This is a genomic window from Falsiroseomonas tokyonensis (assembly GCF_019024325.1).
Lineage (GTDB): Bacteria > Pseudomonadota > Alphaproteobacteria > Acetobacterales > Acetobacteraceae > Falsiroseomonas > Falsiroseomonas tokyonensis.
Genome location: NZ_JAFNJS010000019.1, coordinates 15,948 through 27,786, shown reverse-complemented (window position 1 = coordinate 27,786; position 11,839 = coordinate 15,948). Strand labels below are relative to the sequence as shown.

The window sequence follows — 11,839 nt, the reverse complement described above, 5'->3', positions numbered from 1 at the left end:
TGATCTCGGTCCCGTTGAAGCTGTCGCGGAACTTCTTCTGCATGCTCTTGATCTTGAGCATGTCGTCCGTCCAGTCGTAGGCGCCGGCGATCATGCGATGGCTCCTGGGGTTGGCTCGACGCGGGGTGGTGCCGCGGCGCCGGTGGCGGCGATCTCGACGGCGGCCATCTGCGCAGCGTCCTGGGCGGCGCCGGACTTCGCGACGCGGCGCGGATCGGTGTCGAGCGAGATGCCGGCCTCGTCGAGCAGCGCATTGGCCTCTCGGATCATCTCGACCGCCTGGCGGAAGTCGTAGCCGAAGGCGCCGGCCGCCTCCGGCTGCGGCACGAAGCCGGCGCGCACCTGCGCGATCAGCGCGGTGGTGTCCTTGAGCGGGTCGATCATCTCGTGCGCGGGCGGGACGTGGCTGACGCCGTCCGGCATCTCCGCGCCCCAGAGCCCGAGGAGTGCGCCCTGCGCGTGGAAGCGGTCCGCGATCGGCCGCACTAGCATCGGGATCAGCATGCCGTACTGGACCTGCTCGCAGAGGCGGCGGAACTCGATCTTGCCGGCGCGGAGCGAGGAGTAGTTCGCCTGGGTGAGGTCGCCGGAGACCTGGTCGTAAGTGAGGCCGGCGCCGACCGCGGCGGCCTCGAGTGCCCGGCGCGCGAACGCAGCATGCGATCCACCACCAGAGGGGTTCACCACCTCCACTGAGCCCATGCCGCGGCGGTAGAGGATCATCCCGGGCTCGAAGCTCTCGACCGTCCGGCCCTGTGCATCGCGGAGCAGCCCGGCTGCCGCGCCGGTCAGCGCCTCGTCGCCTTCCTCCGATACCACCGCGGCCAAGCACGCCTCGATCTTGGCCTTCATCAGCAGCGCGGCCTCGTAGTCGCCGAGGTCGCGGAGTCGGAGTAGCACCGGGGCGAGCCAGGACACGTCGCGCAGCTGGCCGGGGCGGCGCTTGCGGTAGACGTGCAGCACCTCCGATGCGGGGATCCGCTCGCTACTCAGCCAGGTCGCCCCTGGCAGGATCCAGGCCGCGCCGGGGTGCACCCGGTGCAGCCAGTAGCCCATCGGCTCGCCAGCCTCGCCGAGCGCGATGCCCTGGATGGTCGCGGCCCCGTCCACCATGCCGTTCCGGGCCGTGTCGAGGTGGTCGCTCTCCAGCACCTGCAAGCGCAGACCGATCGGATTGGTCTGCGACGGCGCTGCCAAAAGGAAGCGGACGAAGCACTCGCCGCTCTCCACGACGGCGCGCATCACCAGCGCCTGCAGGCCGTAGAGGTCGAGCCGCCCCTCGGCATCGCAGGCGGTGCTCTCGGCCCAGCGGCGCCAGGCATCGGCGTGCTGCTGGTCGGGCCAGCGCGTCGTGATGCCGGCGCCCACCGCGTTGCCGGTCCACAGGTCGATGATGCGGCTGGCGTAGGGGTCGTTGCGGACGGCGTCGCGGGCGCGCCGCGCCACCGTCGCCGCGGCCATCCCGACCTCGGCCGTCGCGCTGCTACCGGACGGCGCCCAGGCGGAGGCGCGCTGGTCCTGCGCTGCGGCATAGCCGCGCAGCGCATTCCATGCGTCTCGCAGCCTGCCCATCACCTGCTTCCCTCGCGCGAGAAGCTGGCCAGCGTGACCGAGGGACGGCGCGCCGCCGTCATCTCGGCCCCGCGCAGCACGGCCAGCGCACGGCCGAGCTCATCGAGGCTGCGGTACTCCACGGTTCGCCCGTCGAAGATCACGCGCGTGGTGCCGCCCGTGTAGGCCGCGGCGAGCGCGGCCGCGCGGCTGCCGGCCGGCTGCGCCAACGCCCAGGCCAGGACGGTCGGGTCCATGCGCGTCCTCCCTCTTCAGCGCAGCCAGCCGCTGCGCGGCGCGAGCCAGCCGCGCGGGCGGTGGTTGTCAGTCGCGACCTGCGGTGGCGGTGGCGGAGCGACATTCCCGCCGGTGGGAATCTCGCTCCTCTGCAGCGGAGCGTTGGCGACCTGCTCGCGCAGCTGGGCCCAGAAACGCTCGCCGTAGCGGTCGGCACCGAGCAGCCAGAGCGCGGCGCGCGCCAGCACGGCGCAGTCCAGCGCCTCGTTCCGTTCCCTCAGCTTCGCCCATTCCTGCCGCGCGAAGCCGCGGCGGTCCTTCACCGTGTGCAGCTGCTCGGCGACGAGCTGCTTCACCCACTCGGCCTCGATGCCCTGCGGCAGGTGCACCCAGCCGGGTGGGAAGTCCTCCGCGTCACCGCGGCCGAGCCAGAGGCGGCGGTACAGATCGGCCTTCCAGGTCGAGACCGACACCGTCCAGAGCTTCAGGCCGCGGCGTAGCTTCCGGCCATCAACCAGAGCATCGACCGGCGTCGGGCCCTGGATCGGCTGCGCCCGGTTCCAGCCATCCACGCCCTTCGTCGGCGCGATGCGCGGATCCCGCAGGCGGCGGAGGTGGCCATAGACCGCCGCGGTGTCGCGGCCGCCGGTATCGATGCAGGCCTTGGCGATGCGAATGCTGCCGCCGCCGGTCCGTGGCCAGTCGCGCGCCAGCACCGCCGCCAGCGCGTCCCACGGCTCCCGCTCCCGCGGGCTGCCGGGGATCACCACGTGATCCACCAGCCAGGAGGTGTACCCCTCCGCCCAGCCCCAGACATCGCACTCGAGGCGGTCGTCCTGCACGTCCACACCGGCGGTGAGGCAGAGCGCCGCGGCGGGCACGACGCCCATCCGGAAGTCCTCTCGCCGCTCGACCAGGCGCTCCCAATCCGGCGCCTCGCCGCGCTCCTGCCAGGTTTCGCCGAGCACCGTGTTCCTGAAGGTCTTCAGGTCCTCGGGCTTGCCCTGCGCCGCCTCCCAATCCCGCGCGACCTGCTCCCAGGAGTACCAGCCCACCGGCGCGTAGAGGGACGAGATGTGGAACCCGACGGTGTGCGGATCCTCGGCGGTGGCGGTCGCCCGCCACGCGCCACCGGCCAGCATGGCCGTCTTGTGGTGCTCCTCGATCGCCTCGTCGCAGGCCTCGCAGTGGTAGCGCGCCGACCGCGGCTCGCCCTTCTCCCAGCGTACCCGCTCGAACTTCAGCCACTGCATCTCGCCGCAGTGCGGGCACGGCACGAAGTAGCGCCGCTGGTCGGAGGCGGCGTATTCCCGCTCGATCCGGCTGCGGCCGGCGATCGTCGGCGTCGAAACCAGGAAGGCCTTCCGTCGCCAGCCGAAGGTTCGGGCCCGGGCCTCGGCCAGCGCGATCGGGTCGCCTTCGCCCTCGACGTCGCCGGGATAGGCGTCGATCTCGTCGAGGAACAGGAATCGCGCCGTCATCGAGCGCAGCCCGACCGCGCTGTTCGCCCCGGTCAGGACAAGGATACCGCCGGGGAATTCCTTCGACAGCAGCGTGTTGCCGCTGTCCCTGGCACGGGCGGGTGCGACCCTCTCCTTGAGGGCCGGCGTCTCCTCCAGCAGCGGGTCGATGCGCTGGCGCGAAAAGCGCTTGGCGAGCTCGACGGTGGGCTGCACCGCCAGAACCGGGGCCGGCACGTGGTGCAGGATGTAGCCGAGCCAGTTGTTCCCGGCCTCAGTGGCGCCGACCTGGGCGCCCTTCATGAAGACCACCCGCCGGGCGGGATGCACCGCCGAGAGCGCGTCCATCACCTCCCGCAGGTACGGCGTCCGGCTCGTTCGCCAGGGGCCGGGCTCGGAGGAGGCGCGGCTGCCGAGGATCCGGTGCCGCTCCGCCCATTCCGACACGCGGAGCTGCGGCGGCGGGCGGAGCATGCTCCCCGCCCGGCGCCGGACATGGTCACGGGTCCGCGGCCCGATCTCCGCCGATGCCTGGGGGATCGAAGCGATCGGCCGCCTCCGAGAGCAGGTCGGTGATGTGCGTCTGCAGGATGGTCTGCAGCAGGTGCGGGTCGACACCGATCTCGGCGGCGATCAGCCCCGAGACGCGGGCAGGCCAGTTCAGCAGCGCGTCGCGCATCGCCCCGGCGATCTCGTCGATCGTGGCGTTGGCCTCGGCGGCGTCGAGCAGCCGGCGCTTGTTCTCGTCGAGCGCGAGCCGCTGCGCCTCGACCTTCAGCGCGAGCTGCGCGACCTTCAGGCGGGCGTAGGGCGTTCCCTCCGCCCCGCCGCCACCGCCGCCATTGGCCAGCGGCGACCGGGCCGGATCCGCAGTCTCCACCAGGCGCCGGCGGGTCTTGTCGATGTCCCATTGGCCGTCCGGCTCGCGGGCGATCCGGTTGGTCTGCTCGGCCTTGCGCAGCGCCGTCTCGGTGATGCCGATGCGGCGGGCGGCCTCGCGCGTGGAAGGGGTGAGTTCTGGCACGGCGGCATCTCTCCCGCCGCGCGCGGGGTGTGGGTCAGGCAGCGTGCCGCGCGCGCTGGCGGGCTTGCTCGAAGGCAGCGACCGCGGCCGCCCAGTCCAGCGTCGCGCCGGCGCCGATGATCTGCACCGGCGCGAGCGTCACACGCCCGCGGCCCCAGTAGTCGCCGCCCAGCGTGGCGATCCAGCCGGCCAGCCCCTGCGCTGCCATCGCCTCGCTGGCCGCGGCGATCTCCACTGCGGAGGGCGGCGCCGCCCGCCCCAGCGTGACGTGCCGGCCGTCCTGGCCGAGCACGATCCAGCGGCGCAGCGTGCGGGCGCTCATCGCGCGCGCTCCGCGTCGCGGATCTGCGCCAGCAGCTCGCCGAGCCGGCGGCGCCAGATGCCGGCGCCCTCGATGCAGTAGGCGGGGCCGTAGTTCCCGCTGCCACCCTGCCGCGCGCTGCGCAGCCAGTGCGCGTGGCTCAGGCGGGCGTGGTCAGCGAGGCCCTTGAGGTGCGTGATGGTGGCGGTCTGCTGCATCGTCCGTCTCCGTGCTGCGCGGCGGGTTGCCTGCGCGTGACGGACGCTTCGCGCTGTGGTTCCCCACAGCCAAGGCGAATGACGAGCAGTCGAGCGCGGATTCTGATGGGCACCGCGCGGCGCGTCGTGCGACATCACCTCGACCATCGAGGGCCGAGGAAGATGACGCAGCCGAGCGCGCCGAAGGACATCGAGAAGATGGTCGAAGCGACCGCGAAAGCGATGGCGCTCGCCGAACACCGCTGCGGCACGCCGCGCATGGTGAAGCTCTACCTCGATGACGCCAGGAAGGTGCTGCTGGACGTCGCGAAGTCGGCGAAGCGCCAGAAGTGGAAGGTCGAGGAATTGATCCTGGCGCTCGATCCACCGAAGCCCAAGCCGACGCCCTGGGAGAAGCATTAAGACCCGCCGCGACGCGGCGGGCCCTGATCGCGGCGTCGGCGGTATCAGTCGGCGATGCGGTAGATGCTGTAGGAGCCGCGGGCGCCCTCCTTGTTCGGGCCGACCTGGCGCACCCGCTCCAGCACCTGCACCTCGATCCCCTGGCGCTTCTTCAGGCCCGCGAAGAACCCGCGGACCGTGTGCTGCTGCCAACCCGTCGCCTCGCAGATCTGCGCGATGGTCGCCCCCTCCTCGCGGCGGAGCATCGAAACCACCGTCTCCTGCTTCGTGCCCTCGCGCGGCTTGCGCGGGGTGACGTCGGCCCGCTTCGTGGCCTGATCCCGCGGGGTACGGCCTGGCCGACGCGCAGCGGCTGCACGCAGGTCGGCCACCAGATCGGCGTGGTCCACGCAGAAGCGCGACCAAGCGCCCTGATCCGCAGCGTGGGCTGTGATCGTGCCAATGGCGCGGATCAGCGCCTGCTCGATCGGCAGGTAGGTCGGGTCGTCCTGGCCCACGGGCTCCTCCGCCGCATTCGCCTCGTCCTGCGCCAGGGGCGCGCCCTGGGCGGCTTCCGGCACCGGGGCGTCCTCGCCCTCCTGCGCGTCCTCATCCGCGCCCGTGGGCGCCGTGTCGGCCGCCGGCGTGGCGGCCTCCGCGGCGGCGCGGCGCTCGGCGTTGCGGCGGGCGATGGCCTCGGCGCTCTGCTCGTCCTCCTCCGGCGCGTCGCCCGCGTTCGGGTCGATGCCGATGGCGCGCAGACCATCATCGGTGATGCGCGCCACGATCCAGGTCCCGTCCTCGTCCTGGCGCCAGCCGAGCCCGACATGCTCCCGCGGGGCGTTGATCTCGGTGAGCAGGTTGTTCTTGATCAGGCTGCGGAACACCGCGTTGCGCGCCGCGGCCGGCAGGGTCTTCGGCGCGCGGGCGAGGCCCATCTCGTGCTGCGCGGCGGCGCTCAGGATCACGCGCTGGGTGTCGGAAAGCTTCATCGTCGGGGTCTCCGGTTCGGCACCCGACCAACCGGGTGCTACCACCCCGAGCCCCGCAGGCCTGGCCTGTCGGGGCGGTGGCGGCGCCGCGTCGCGGCGGGCGCTTCGCGCTACTCGGCGAATTCGCCGCGCTTGAAGTAGCAGTCCGTCACGCTCGCCAGCCGGCTGTTCCAGTGTTCGAGGGTGGCGGCCTTGCCCCAGAGGACCTCCTCGGGAGCCGCGCCGAAGTGGTCCGCGCTCATCTGCTGCAGTTCGGCGACCATCGCGTCGAAGCGGGCCTTCTGCTGCAGGAAGGCTTCGAGGCTCTTCTGCTGATTGCGGGCGGCGCGGGCTTCGCGGTCGGTCATGCTGGTCTCCGTCGTGTGGTGCAGGGCATCCCCTGCGCGTGACGGACCATTCGCGCTGCGGCGGAGCCGAGCCAAGCATCTACCGCGCTGCAATCATTGCTTTCTTTCCGCGTTCCGGATCACATCTGCCTGCGGCTGGCCGACGCCGCGCTTGCCAATTTTTGCCAAGAGGGCCATCCTCCCGGCCATGGGCACGATGAACGTCTCCCTCCCCGATGCGCTGAAGGCCTTTGTCGACCAGCAGGTCGAAAGCGGCGGCTACAGCACGAGCAGCGAATACGTCCGCGAGCTCATCCGGAAGGATCAGGAGCGCCAGCACCTGCGCGGCCTGCTGCTGGCCGGCGCGGCGTCCCGCCCGGGCCGTGTGGCGGACGAGGCCTATTTCGACGGACTGCGCCAACGAGTGCGCGGCCCCTACAAGCGGTGACCGCGCGGCCCGTCATCCCGCGGGAGCTCGCGCAGCAGGACATCGACGAGGCGATCGCCCATTACCAGGCCGAGGGCGGCGAGCTCCTCGCCCTACGATTCATCGACGCGCTGCAGCAGGCGTTCCGCCGCCTCGGCGCGCAGCCCGGCGTCGGGTCGCTCCGCTACGCCTACGAGCTGGGCCTCGAAGGCCTGCGCGCCTGGCCGCTGCGCCGCTTTCCCTTCATCGTGTTCTACCGGGAGCAGCCCGACCACATCGACGTCTGGCGCGTGCTGCACGCCCAGCGCGACATCCCGGCCTGGATGCAGGAGTCCGAGGCGCCGCCGGGCGCGCCGTGATCAGGCTGCGTGCGGGGTGCGCGATGCGGCGATGTCGCTGAAGGTGCGGTCCTCGCCCTCCAGCACTGCGGCTTCGCCGGTCGCGTCCTGCCAGCGTCGGACGATGACGTCAGCATAGGCCGGATCGATCTCCAGCAGCACCGCGCGCCGCCCGGTCCGCTCTGCCGCGATCATCGTCGTGCCGGAGCCGCCGAAGGGATCGAGCACCGTGTCGCGCTGCTTGCTGCTGTTGCGGATCGCGCGCTCGACCAGCGCCACCGGCTTCATCGTGGGGTGAAGGTCGTTCCTGGCCGGCTTGTCGAAGTGCCAGACGTTCCCCTGGTCGCGCGCCCCGCACCAGTAGTGCTGCGCGCCGGCCTTCCAGCCGTAGAGCATCGCCTCGAACTGCTGGTGGTAGTCGGCGCGGCCGAGGGCAAAGGTGTTCTTCGCCCAGATGATGGTGCTCGACCACTTGCCACCCGCTTCCTGCCAGGCGCGGTGCAGCGTCGGCCACTCGGACGAGGACATGCAGACGTAGCAGGCGCCCTTCGTCACCGAGAGCAGGTTGGCCAGCGCAGGCTGGAGGAAGTCGAGGAAGCCGGAGCCCAGCGCGTCGTTGGCGATGGTCATCCTGGCCGCGGTGCCGCCCTGGTAGGCGACGTTGTAGGGCGGGTCCGTGAAGGCCATGTCGGCGAGGCGTTCGGCGCCGAGTGCGCGCTGCACTTCGGCGAGCTTCGTCGCGTCGCCGCAGAGCAGCCGGTGGTCGCCGCAGCGCCACAGATCGCCGGTCCGTGTGACCGGCACGGCCGGCGGCTCGGGCGCTTCGTCGGCATCCTCGTCGACGCCGGCATCCGCCGCGGCCAGCAGGCGATCGAGTTCCATCCCCGAGAACCCGAGGACGTCGAGATCGACGACCGCCTCGTCGCGGATGCGGGCGATCTCGGCAGCGAGCAGCGTCTCGTCCCAGCCGGAGTTCAGCGCGATCTGGTTGTCCGCCAGGCGCAGCGCCCGCGCCTGCGCCTCCGTCAGGTGCACGAGCCGGATCGCCGGCACCGCCACCATTCCCAGGCGCTTCGCGGCCATGACCCGCCCGTGGCCCGCGACCAGCACGCCCGCGGCATCCATCAGCACCGGGTTCACGAAGCCGAACTCGCCGATGGAGGCGGCGATCTGCGCCACCTGGTCGTCGGAGTGGGTCCGCGCGTTCTCGGCGTAGGGAAGCAGCGCGGCGACCGGGACCGTGGTGACCTGGAGGTCAGGCTGCATCGGGCAGCACCTCCGCGCGGCCGGCGGCCACGGCGTCATAGTCCCGGTCATCGTCGGCCAGCGTCACCGGCAGGTCGGGGTGCAGCATCCGCCAGCGGGCGATCGCCAGGTCGACATAGGCGGGCGCAAGCTCGATGGCGCGGACGCGCCGCCCCGTGCGTTGACCCGCCAGGACCGTGGTGCCGCTGCCCGAGAAGGGCTCGAACACGACCTCGCCCTCGTCCGTGTAGGCGCGCATCAGGAACTCGGGCAGCGCGACGGGGAACACGGCCGGGTGCTCGGTCTCGATGCCGCGGCCCTTGTGCCGGGTGATGCGCAGCACGCTGTCCGGGATGCGCATGTCCTGCACCGGAAGGCCGATGTGGGTGTACGCCTTCACCTCGCCGTCGGCAGCGCGCAGTCCGCTGCCCTTGTTCGGGGTGCCGGCCCACTTGCAGGGAACGATCTTGTTCGCCTGCCTCGCCTCCCGGTTGAAGTGGAACAGAAGCTCGAAGGCCGGCGCGAGGCGCCCGTTCCAGTCGCCGGGTAGGCCGGGCCCCTGGTCCCAGGCGTAGAGGCCGAAGCGGCGCCAGCCCTGCGCGCGCATCCATTCGAGCCAGCCGGACCAGTAGGGCTGCCACTCGCTGTCGCGGTGGATCAGCCCAAGGTTGACGAGCAGCTGCGCGTCTGCGCGCACAGCCCGGTCGAGATGCTGGAACACGCCCTGCATCAACGCGTCCCAATCCAAGACGCCGCCGGTGGTGTAGGTGCGCTGGTTTCCGTAAGGCGGGCTGGTGAACAGCAGCGCGGCCCGGTCCGCGCCCATGACGCGGGCGACCGACGCGGCGTCGGTGCCGTCGCCGCAGAGCAGGCGGTGCTCGCCGAGCAGCCAGAGGTCGCCCGGCCTGGTGACGGCCTGGCGCGGCGGATCCGACTCGGCGTCGGCGGGGTCATCCTCCGCCGCAGCCTCTGTCTCCGCCGCGCCATCCCCGCCCCCCTGGACCGCGGGTGCCGACAGGGCCTCGGGCGCGTCGCCGTCAGACACGGCATCTCCAGCCGCCGCGAGGATGTCGTCGAGCTCCGCGGCCGAGAAGCCAAGCGTCCCGAGGTCGAGGTCCGGCGCCGCCTGCACCTCGGCGAGCGCGTCGCGCAGCAGCGCCTGGTCCCAGGTCGCGTTCTCCGCGATGCGGTTGTCGGCGAGCCTCAGCGCCTCCTTCTGCGCCGCGGAGAGATGCCGGAGCACGATGGTCGGCACCTTCTCGATGCCGAGCGCGACGGCTGCTTCGAGCCGGCCGTGGCCGGCGATCAGCACGCCGGCTTCGTCCACCAGCAGCGGATTGGTGAAGCCGAAGGCCAGCATGCTGGCCTTGATCTGCTCGATCTGCACGGCGCCGTGCACGCGCGCGTTGCCGGGATGCGCACGCAGCTCCGCCACCGGGCGCAGCAGGATCTTCGCTGCCATCCAGGGGAGCGTCATCGGGCCATCCGGAATCAGGAGGGGTGCGAACCATGCGAACCGCGGCTGCGAACCGACGCGGCGGTGGTTCGCAGCTAAGCGATTGAGATCAGGGCCGAAGGGTGCGAACTGCGAACCACATTTCGGGCCAGGCGCTAGCGATGTTGCGCGCTTCCGCCCCCCGCATACGACGGGCCCAGGAAGGAACCATCGGCTCGCGAGCCACTGTCTCAAGTGAGCTGCAGCGTCGCTCGGCAGCCGCATCTTCAGCGACTATCGAGAAGCTACCCAATCCAGATTCCGTTGGGGAGTGCGAAGATGTAGCGTTTCAAGATTCGTGGTCGGTGCCGCTTTTTCAGGTCGTGACCACAGAGGAAGCCGACGACATGACGCTGCACGACGATGTCCTCCGATTCATGCAGAAACGCGTGGCCAACGCATGTGTCGGCGCCTCGGCGCTGCGCGGTTCAACGGAGGGGACACTTGAGGCGGTCCGCGCATTTTTCCGCGACCTCAATCTGCAGGCATTCAGCGGTCTGTCGTCCAGCGAATTCGAACAGCGACATGCAGCAACGGTCGCTGGCTTGCGCCGTTCACTCAGCAAGAAAGGCCTATCAGCGGAGTACGGGCGTTGCGCAAAGGCCGTCAATCTGTTCCTCCGCGACGCGGCCTGCCACCATCACCTCCGGGGGGCCTTTCATCTGGATCGCATCGAGCCTCTGCTGCACATCCCCGTCGATGAAAAGGTGGCCTACGAGTTGCGCCGCTTAAGCGCGGCTCGAAGCCTGCCACGCTGGACTGGAGTGAAGGCCCTGACGGCAGAGGATTACAGGAAGTTCCAGCACCGCGCCGCCGAACTCGCTACCGAACGCCAAACCTGTCGAGTCTTCCTCGATGACGAGTTCTGGTCGCGGCCAAAGTCTGAACGGCCTCAAACGAGAGCGCTGAAGGATCGGCGTCAGGCTGCCCGCCGCGTCAGCCCGTAGTGCATCGCGAGCACGCCCAGCGCCGACACCAGCACGCCCTGCCCCTGTGCATGCCCGATCGGCCTTCCGCCCCAGCCGGAGCGCCGCGCCCATTCGGTGATCGAGTTCTCGAGGCCGACCACATGCCAGACGCAGGCGCCAGCCGGGCTGGCCGGACCACCGAGGGCTGCGATTGCCGCCGCGACCTTCTCCCGCGCCTGGAACTGCTGCTCGGTGGTGGTGTCGAGGCCGGTGCTGCCAGGGATGCGGATCAGCGGCATGGCGCGCAGCGTGTCGAGCGCGGCGATGCGGAACTGGCGCCGGAAGATCGCCCCGGCATCGTGCATCTCGCGCGTGATGGTCCCGTTGTTCAGCATGACGCCGAGGGTGTCGATGGCGTAGCGGTGCACAACGGGTGCGCCGGTCTGGGGATCCGCCTCACGCACGCCGTCGCTGAAGCCGCCGTGCTGCAGCCGCCAGCGGCTGGGCTTGCCGATCTCCTCGCTCACCGCCGTCGTGCTCTTCTTCCGCTTGCGCTTAGTCGCCATGGTGACCTCCTGCGCGCCGACGGCCCCAGCGCCGCGTCGCCTCGTTGATGACCGCCTGGCGCAGCCAGGGGTCGGTGATGTCGTGTATGGCAAGCGAGGCGACGCCGTGCCGGTGCCAGGCGGCGGCGCGCATGGCATCGAGCTGGTCCTCACGCGCGGGACTGGAACCGCCGCGATCGAGCGAGGAGCGCGGCGGACGAGGAGCGCCTGGCAGCGTCATGAGCCGACCACGGCCGTCGCGCGCGCGCGCATGCGGGCGCCCCTTGGGGAGGGGAGAAGATTCAATAATAATGATAATTCAATAGGTCTCTCTCCCCCCACGTTCGGGCGCGCATATGTGCATTCGCGTGCGCGCGGGAAAAATTGAGCT

16 protein-coding genes are annotated in these 11,839 nt (G+C 71.0%); 4 read left to right on the top strand and 12 right to left on the bottom strand.

Annotation, left to right across the window (positions count from 1 at the left end):
* Window positions 1-90: 90 nt before the first annotated feature.
* From J3S20_RS28860 to J3S20_RS28835, 6 genes are read right to left on the bottom strand one after another with little or no spacing between them, the layout of a single operon-like run.
* Window positions 91-1,572, bottom strand: a complete 1,482-nt coding sequence (locus tag J3S20_RS28860; protein ID WP_216840392.1) for a phage portal protein — start codon at window positions 1,570-1,572, stop codon at window positions 91-93.
* On the bottom strand, window positions 1,572-1,808 hold the full coding sequence (locus tag J3S20_RS28855) for a phage head-tail joining protein (protein ID WP_216840391.1): 237 nt from the start codon (window positions 1,806-1,808) through the stop codon (window positions 1,572-1,574). Before J3S20_RS28855 ends, J3S20_RS28860 begins: the two co-directional genes overlap by 1 nt.
* 15 nt (window positions 1,809-1,823) lie before the next feature.
* On the bottom strand, window positions 1,824-3,722 hold the full coding sequence (locus J3S20_RS28850; RefSeq protein WP_216840390.1) for a phage terminase large subunit family protein: 1,899 nt from the start codon (window positions 3,720-3,722) through the stop codon (window positions 1,824-1,826).
* A 25-nt stretch (window positions 3,723-3,747) separates the two neighbouring features.
* Entirely contained in the window at window positions 3,748-4,272 is a 525-nt protein-coding gene (locus J3S20_RS28845; RefSeq protein ID WP_216840389.1) for a hypothetical protein, read from the bottom strand.
* Window positions 4,273-4,306: 34 nt separating this feature from the next.
* Window positions 4,307-4,594 carry a hypothetical protein gene (locus J3S20_RS28840; RefSeq protein ID WP_216840388.1) on the bottom strand — a complete coding sequence of 96 codons (288 nt, stop codon included), beginning with the start codon at window positions 4,592-4,594 and terminating at the stop codon, window positions 4,307-4,309.
* A complete protein-coding gene (locus J3S20_RS28835) occupies window positions 4,591-4,791 on the bottom strand; it encodes a hypothetical protein (RefSeq protein WP_216840387.1) in 201 nt (66 codons plus the stop codon). Before J3S20_RS28835 ends, J3S20_RS28840 begins: the two co-directional genes overlap by 4 nt.
* 105 nt (window positions 4,792-4,896) lie before the next feature.
* Between J3S20_RS28835 and J3S20_RS28830 the strand changes: the two genes are divergently transcribed.
* Entirely contained in the window at window positions 4,897-5,193 is a 297-nt protein-coding gene (locus J3S20_RS28830; RefSeq protein WP_216840386.1) for a hypothetical protein, read from the top strand.
* Between the two features lie 44 nt (window positions 5,194-5,237).
* Here J3S20_RS28830 and J3S20_RS28825 read toward each other — a convergent pair whose 3' ends face one another.
* Together J3S20_RS28825 and J3S20_RS28820 are read right to left on the bottom strand one after the other, a co-directional pair.
* Window positions 5,238-6,164 (bottom strand): DUF3489 domain-containing protein, encoded by a 927-nt coding sequence (locus tag J3S20_RS28825; RefSeq protein ID WP_246603382.1) that lies wholly within the window; start codon window positions 6,162-6,164, stop codon window positions 5,238-5,240.
* A gap of 110 nt (window positions 6,165-6,274) precedes the next feature.
* Window positions 6,275-6,511 (bottom strand): hypothetical protein, encoded by a 237-nt coding sequence (locus tag J3S20_RS28820; RefSeq protein WP_216840385.1) that lies wholly within the window; start codon window positions 6,509-6,511, stop codon window positions 6,275-6,277.
* Window positions 6,512-6,698: 187 nt separating this feature from the next.
* On the opposite strand from J3S20_RS28820, the gene J3S20_RS28815 reads away from it, so the two are divergent.
* Both J3S20_RS28815 and J3S20_RS28810 read left to right on the top strand, forming a co-directional pair.
* On the top strand, window positions 6,699-6,938 hold the full coding sequence (locus J3S20_RS28815) for a type II toxin-antitoxin system ParD family antitoxin (protein WP_246603381.1): 240 nt from the start codon (window positions 6,699-6,701) through the stop codon (window positions 6,936-6,938).
* Window positions 6,935-7,276 (top strand): type II toxin-antitoxin system RelE/ParE family toxin, encoded by a 342-nt coding sequence (locus tag J3S20_RS28810; protein WP_216840384.1) that lies wholly within the window; start codon window positions 6,935-6,937, stop codon window positions 7,274-7,276. The genes J3S20_RS28815 and J3S20_RS28810 overlap by 4 nt, the downstream gene beginning before the upstream one ends.
* Here J3S20_RS28810 and J3S20_RS28805 read toward each other — a convergent pair whose 3' ends face one another.
* Together J3S20_RS28805 and J3S20_RS28800 are read right to left on the bottom strand one after the other, a co-directional pair.
* The gene (locus tag J3S20_RS28805; RefSeq protein WP_216840383.1) at window positions 7,277-8,521 is read right to left on the bottom strand and encodes a site-specific DNA-methyltransferase; all 1,245 of its coding nucleotides are present in this window, start codon (window positions 8,519-8,521) and stop codon (window positions 7,277-7,279) included.
* The gene (locus J3S20_RS28800) at window positions 8,511-9,977 is read right to left on the bottom strand and encodes a site-specific DNA-methyltransferase (protein ID WP_216840382.1); all 1,467 of its coding nucleotides are present in this window, start codon (window positions 9,975-9,977) and stop codon (window positions 8,511-8,513) included. Before J3S20_RS28800 ends, J3S20_RS28805 begins: the two co-directional genes overlap by 11 nt.
* Before the next feature lie 365 nt (window positions 9,978-10,342).
* On the opposite strand from J3S20_RS28800, the gene J3S20_RS28795 reads away from it, so the two are divergent.
* Window positions 10,343-10,942, top strand: a complete 600-nt coding sequence (locus J3S20_RS28795; RefSeq protein WP_216840381.1) for a hypothetical protein — start codon at window positions 10,343-10,345, stop codon at window positions 10,940-10,942.
* Here the strand turns inward: J3S20_RS28795 and J3S20_RS28790 are convergent.
* Entirely contained in the window at window positions 10,915-11,469 is a 555-nt protein-coding gene (locus J3S20_RS28790) for a DUF6456 domain-containing protein (protein WP_216840380.1), read from the bottom strand. The two genes, J3S20_RS28795 and J3S20_RS28790, sit on opposite strands and share 28 nt — an antisense overlap.
* Window positions 11,459-11,689: a hypothetical protein gene (locus tag J3S20_RS28785; protein WP_216840379.1), complete on the bottom strand. Its 231-nt coding sequence runs from the start codon at window positions 11,687-11,689 to the stop codon at window positions 11,459-11,461. The genes J3S20_RS28790 and J3S20_RS28785 overlap by 11 nt, the downstream gene beginning before the upstream one ends.
* Window positions 11,690-11,839 lie beyond the last annotated feature (150 nt).

Excerpts from the sequence above, each read along its gene's own strand:
- J3S20_RS28835 (WP_216840387.1), bottom strand. The coding sequence starts at position 4,791 with ATGCAGCAGACCGCCACCATCACGCACCTCAAGGGCCTCGCTGACCAC.
- J3S20_RS28795 (WP_216840381.1), top strand. The coding sequence starts at position 10,343 with ATGACGCTGCACGACGATGTCCTCCGATTCATGCAGAAACGCGTGGCC.
- J3S20_RS28815 (WP_246603381.1), top strand. The coding sequence starts at position 6,699 with ATGGGCACGATGAACGTCTCCCTCCCCGATGCGCTGAAGGCCTTTGTC.
- J3S20_RS28800 (WP_216840382.1), bottom strand. The coding sequence starts at position 9,977 with ATGACGCTCCCCTGGATGGCAGCGAAGATCCTGCTGCGCCCGGTGGCG.
- J3S20_RS28825 (WP_246603382.1), bottom strand. The coding sequence starts at position 6,164 with ATGAAGCTTTCCGACACCCAGCGCGTGATCCTGAGCGCCGCCGCGCAG.
- J3S20_RS28855 (WP_216840391.1), bottom strand. The coding sequence starts at position 1,808 with ATGGACCCGACCGTCCTGGCCTGGGCGTTGGCGCAGCCGGCCGGCAGC.
- J3S20_RS28850 (WP_216840390.1), bottom strand. The coding sequence starts at position 3,722 with ATGCTCCGCCCGCCGCCGCAGCTCCGCGTGTCGGAATGGGCGGAGCGG.
- J3S20_RS28840 (WP_216840388.1), bottom strand. The coding sequence starts at position 4,594 with ATGAGCGCCCGCACGCTGCGCCGCTGGATCGTGCTCGGCCAGGACGGC.
- J3S20_RS28805 (WP_216840383.1), bottom strand. The coding sequence starts at position 8,521 with ATGCAGCCTGACCTCCAGGTCACCACGGTCCCGGTCGCCGCGCTGCTT.
- J3S20_RS28790 (WP_216840380.1), bottom strand. The coding sequence starts at position 11,469 with ATGGCGACTAAGCGCAAGCGGAAGAAGAGCACGACGGCGGTGAGCGAG.
- J3S20_RS28785 (WP_216840379.1), bottom strand. The coding sequence starts at position 11,689 with ATGACGCTGCCAGGCGCTCCTCGTCCGCCGCGCTCCTCGCTCGATCGC.
- J3S20_RS28820 (WP_216840385.1), bottom strand. The coding sequence starts at position 6,511 with ATGACCGACCGCGAAGCCCGCGCCGCCCGCAATCAGCAGAAGAGCCTC.
- J3S20_RS28860 (WP_216840392.1), bottom strand. The coding sequence starts at position 1,572 with ATGGGCAGGCTGCGAGACGCATGGAATGCGCTGCGCGGCTATGCCGCA.
- J3S20_RS28830 (WP_216840386.1), top strand. The coding sequence starts at position 4,897 with ATGGGCACCGCGCGGCGCGTCGTGCGACATCACCTCGACCATCGAGGG.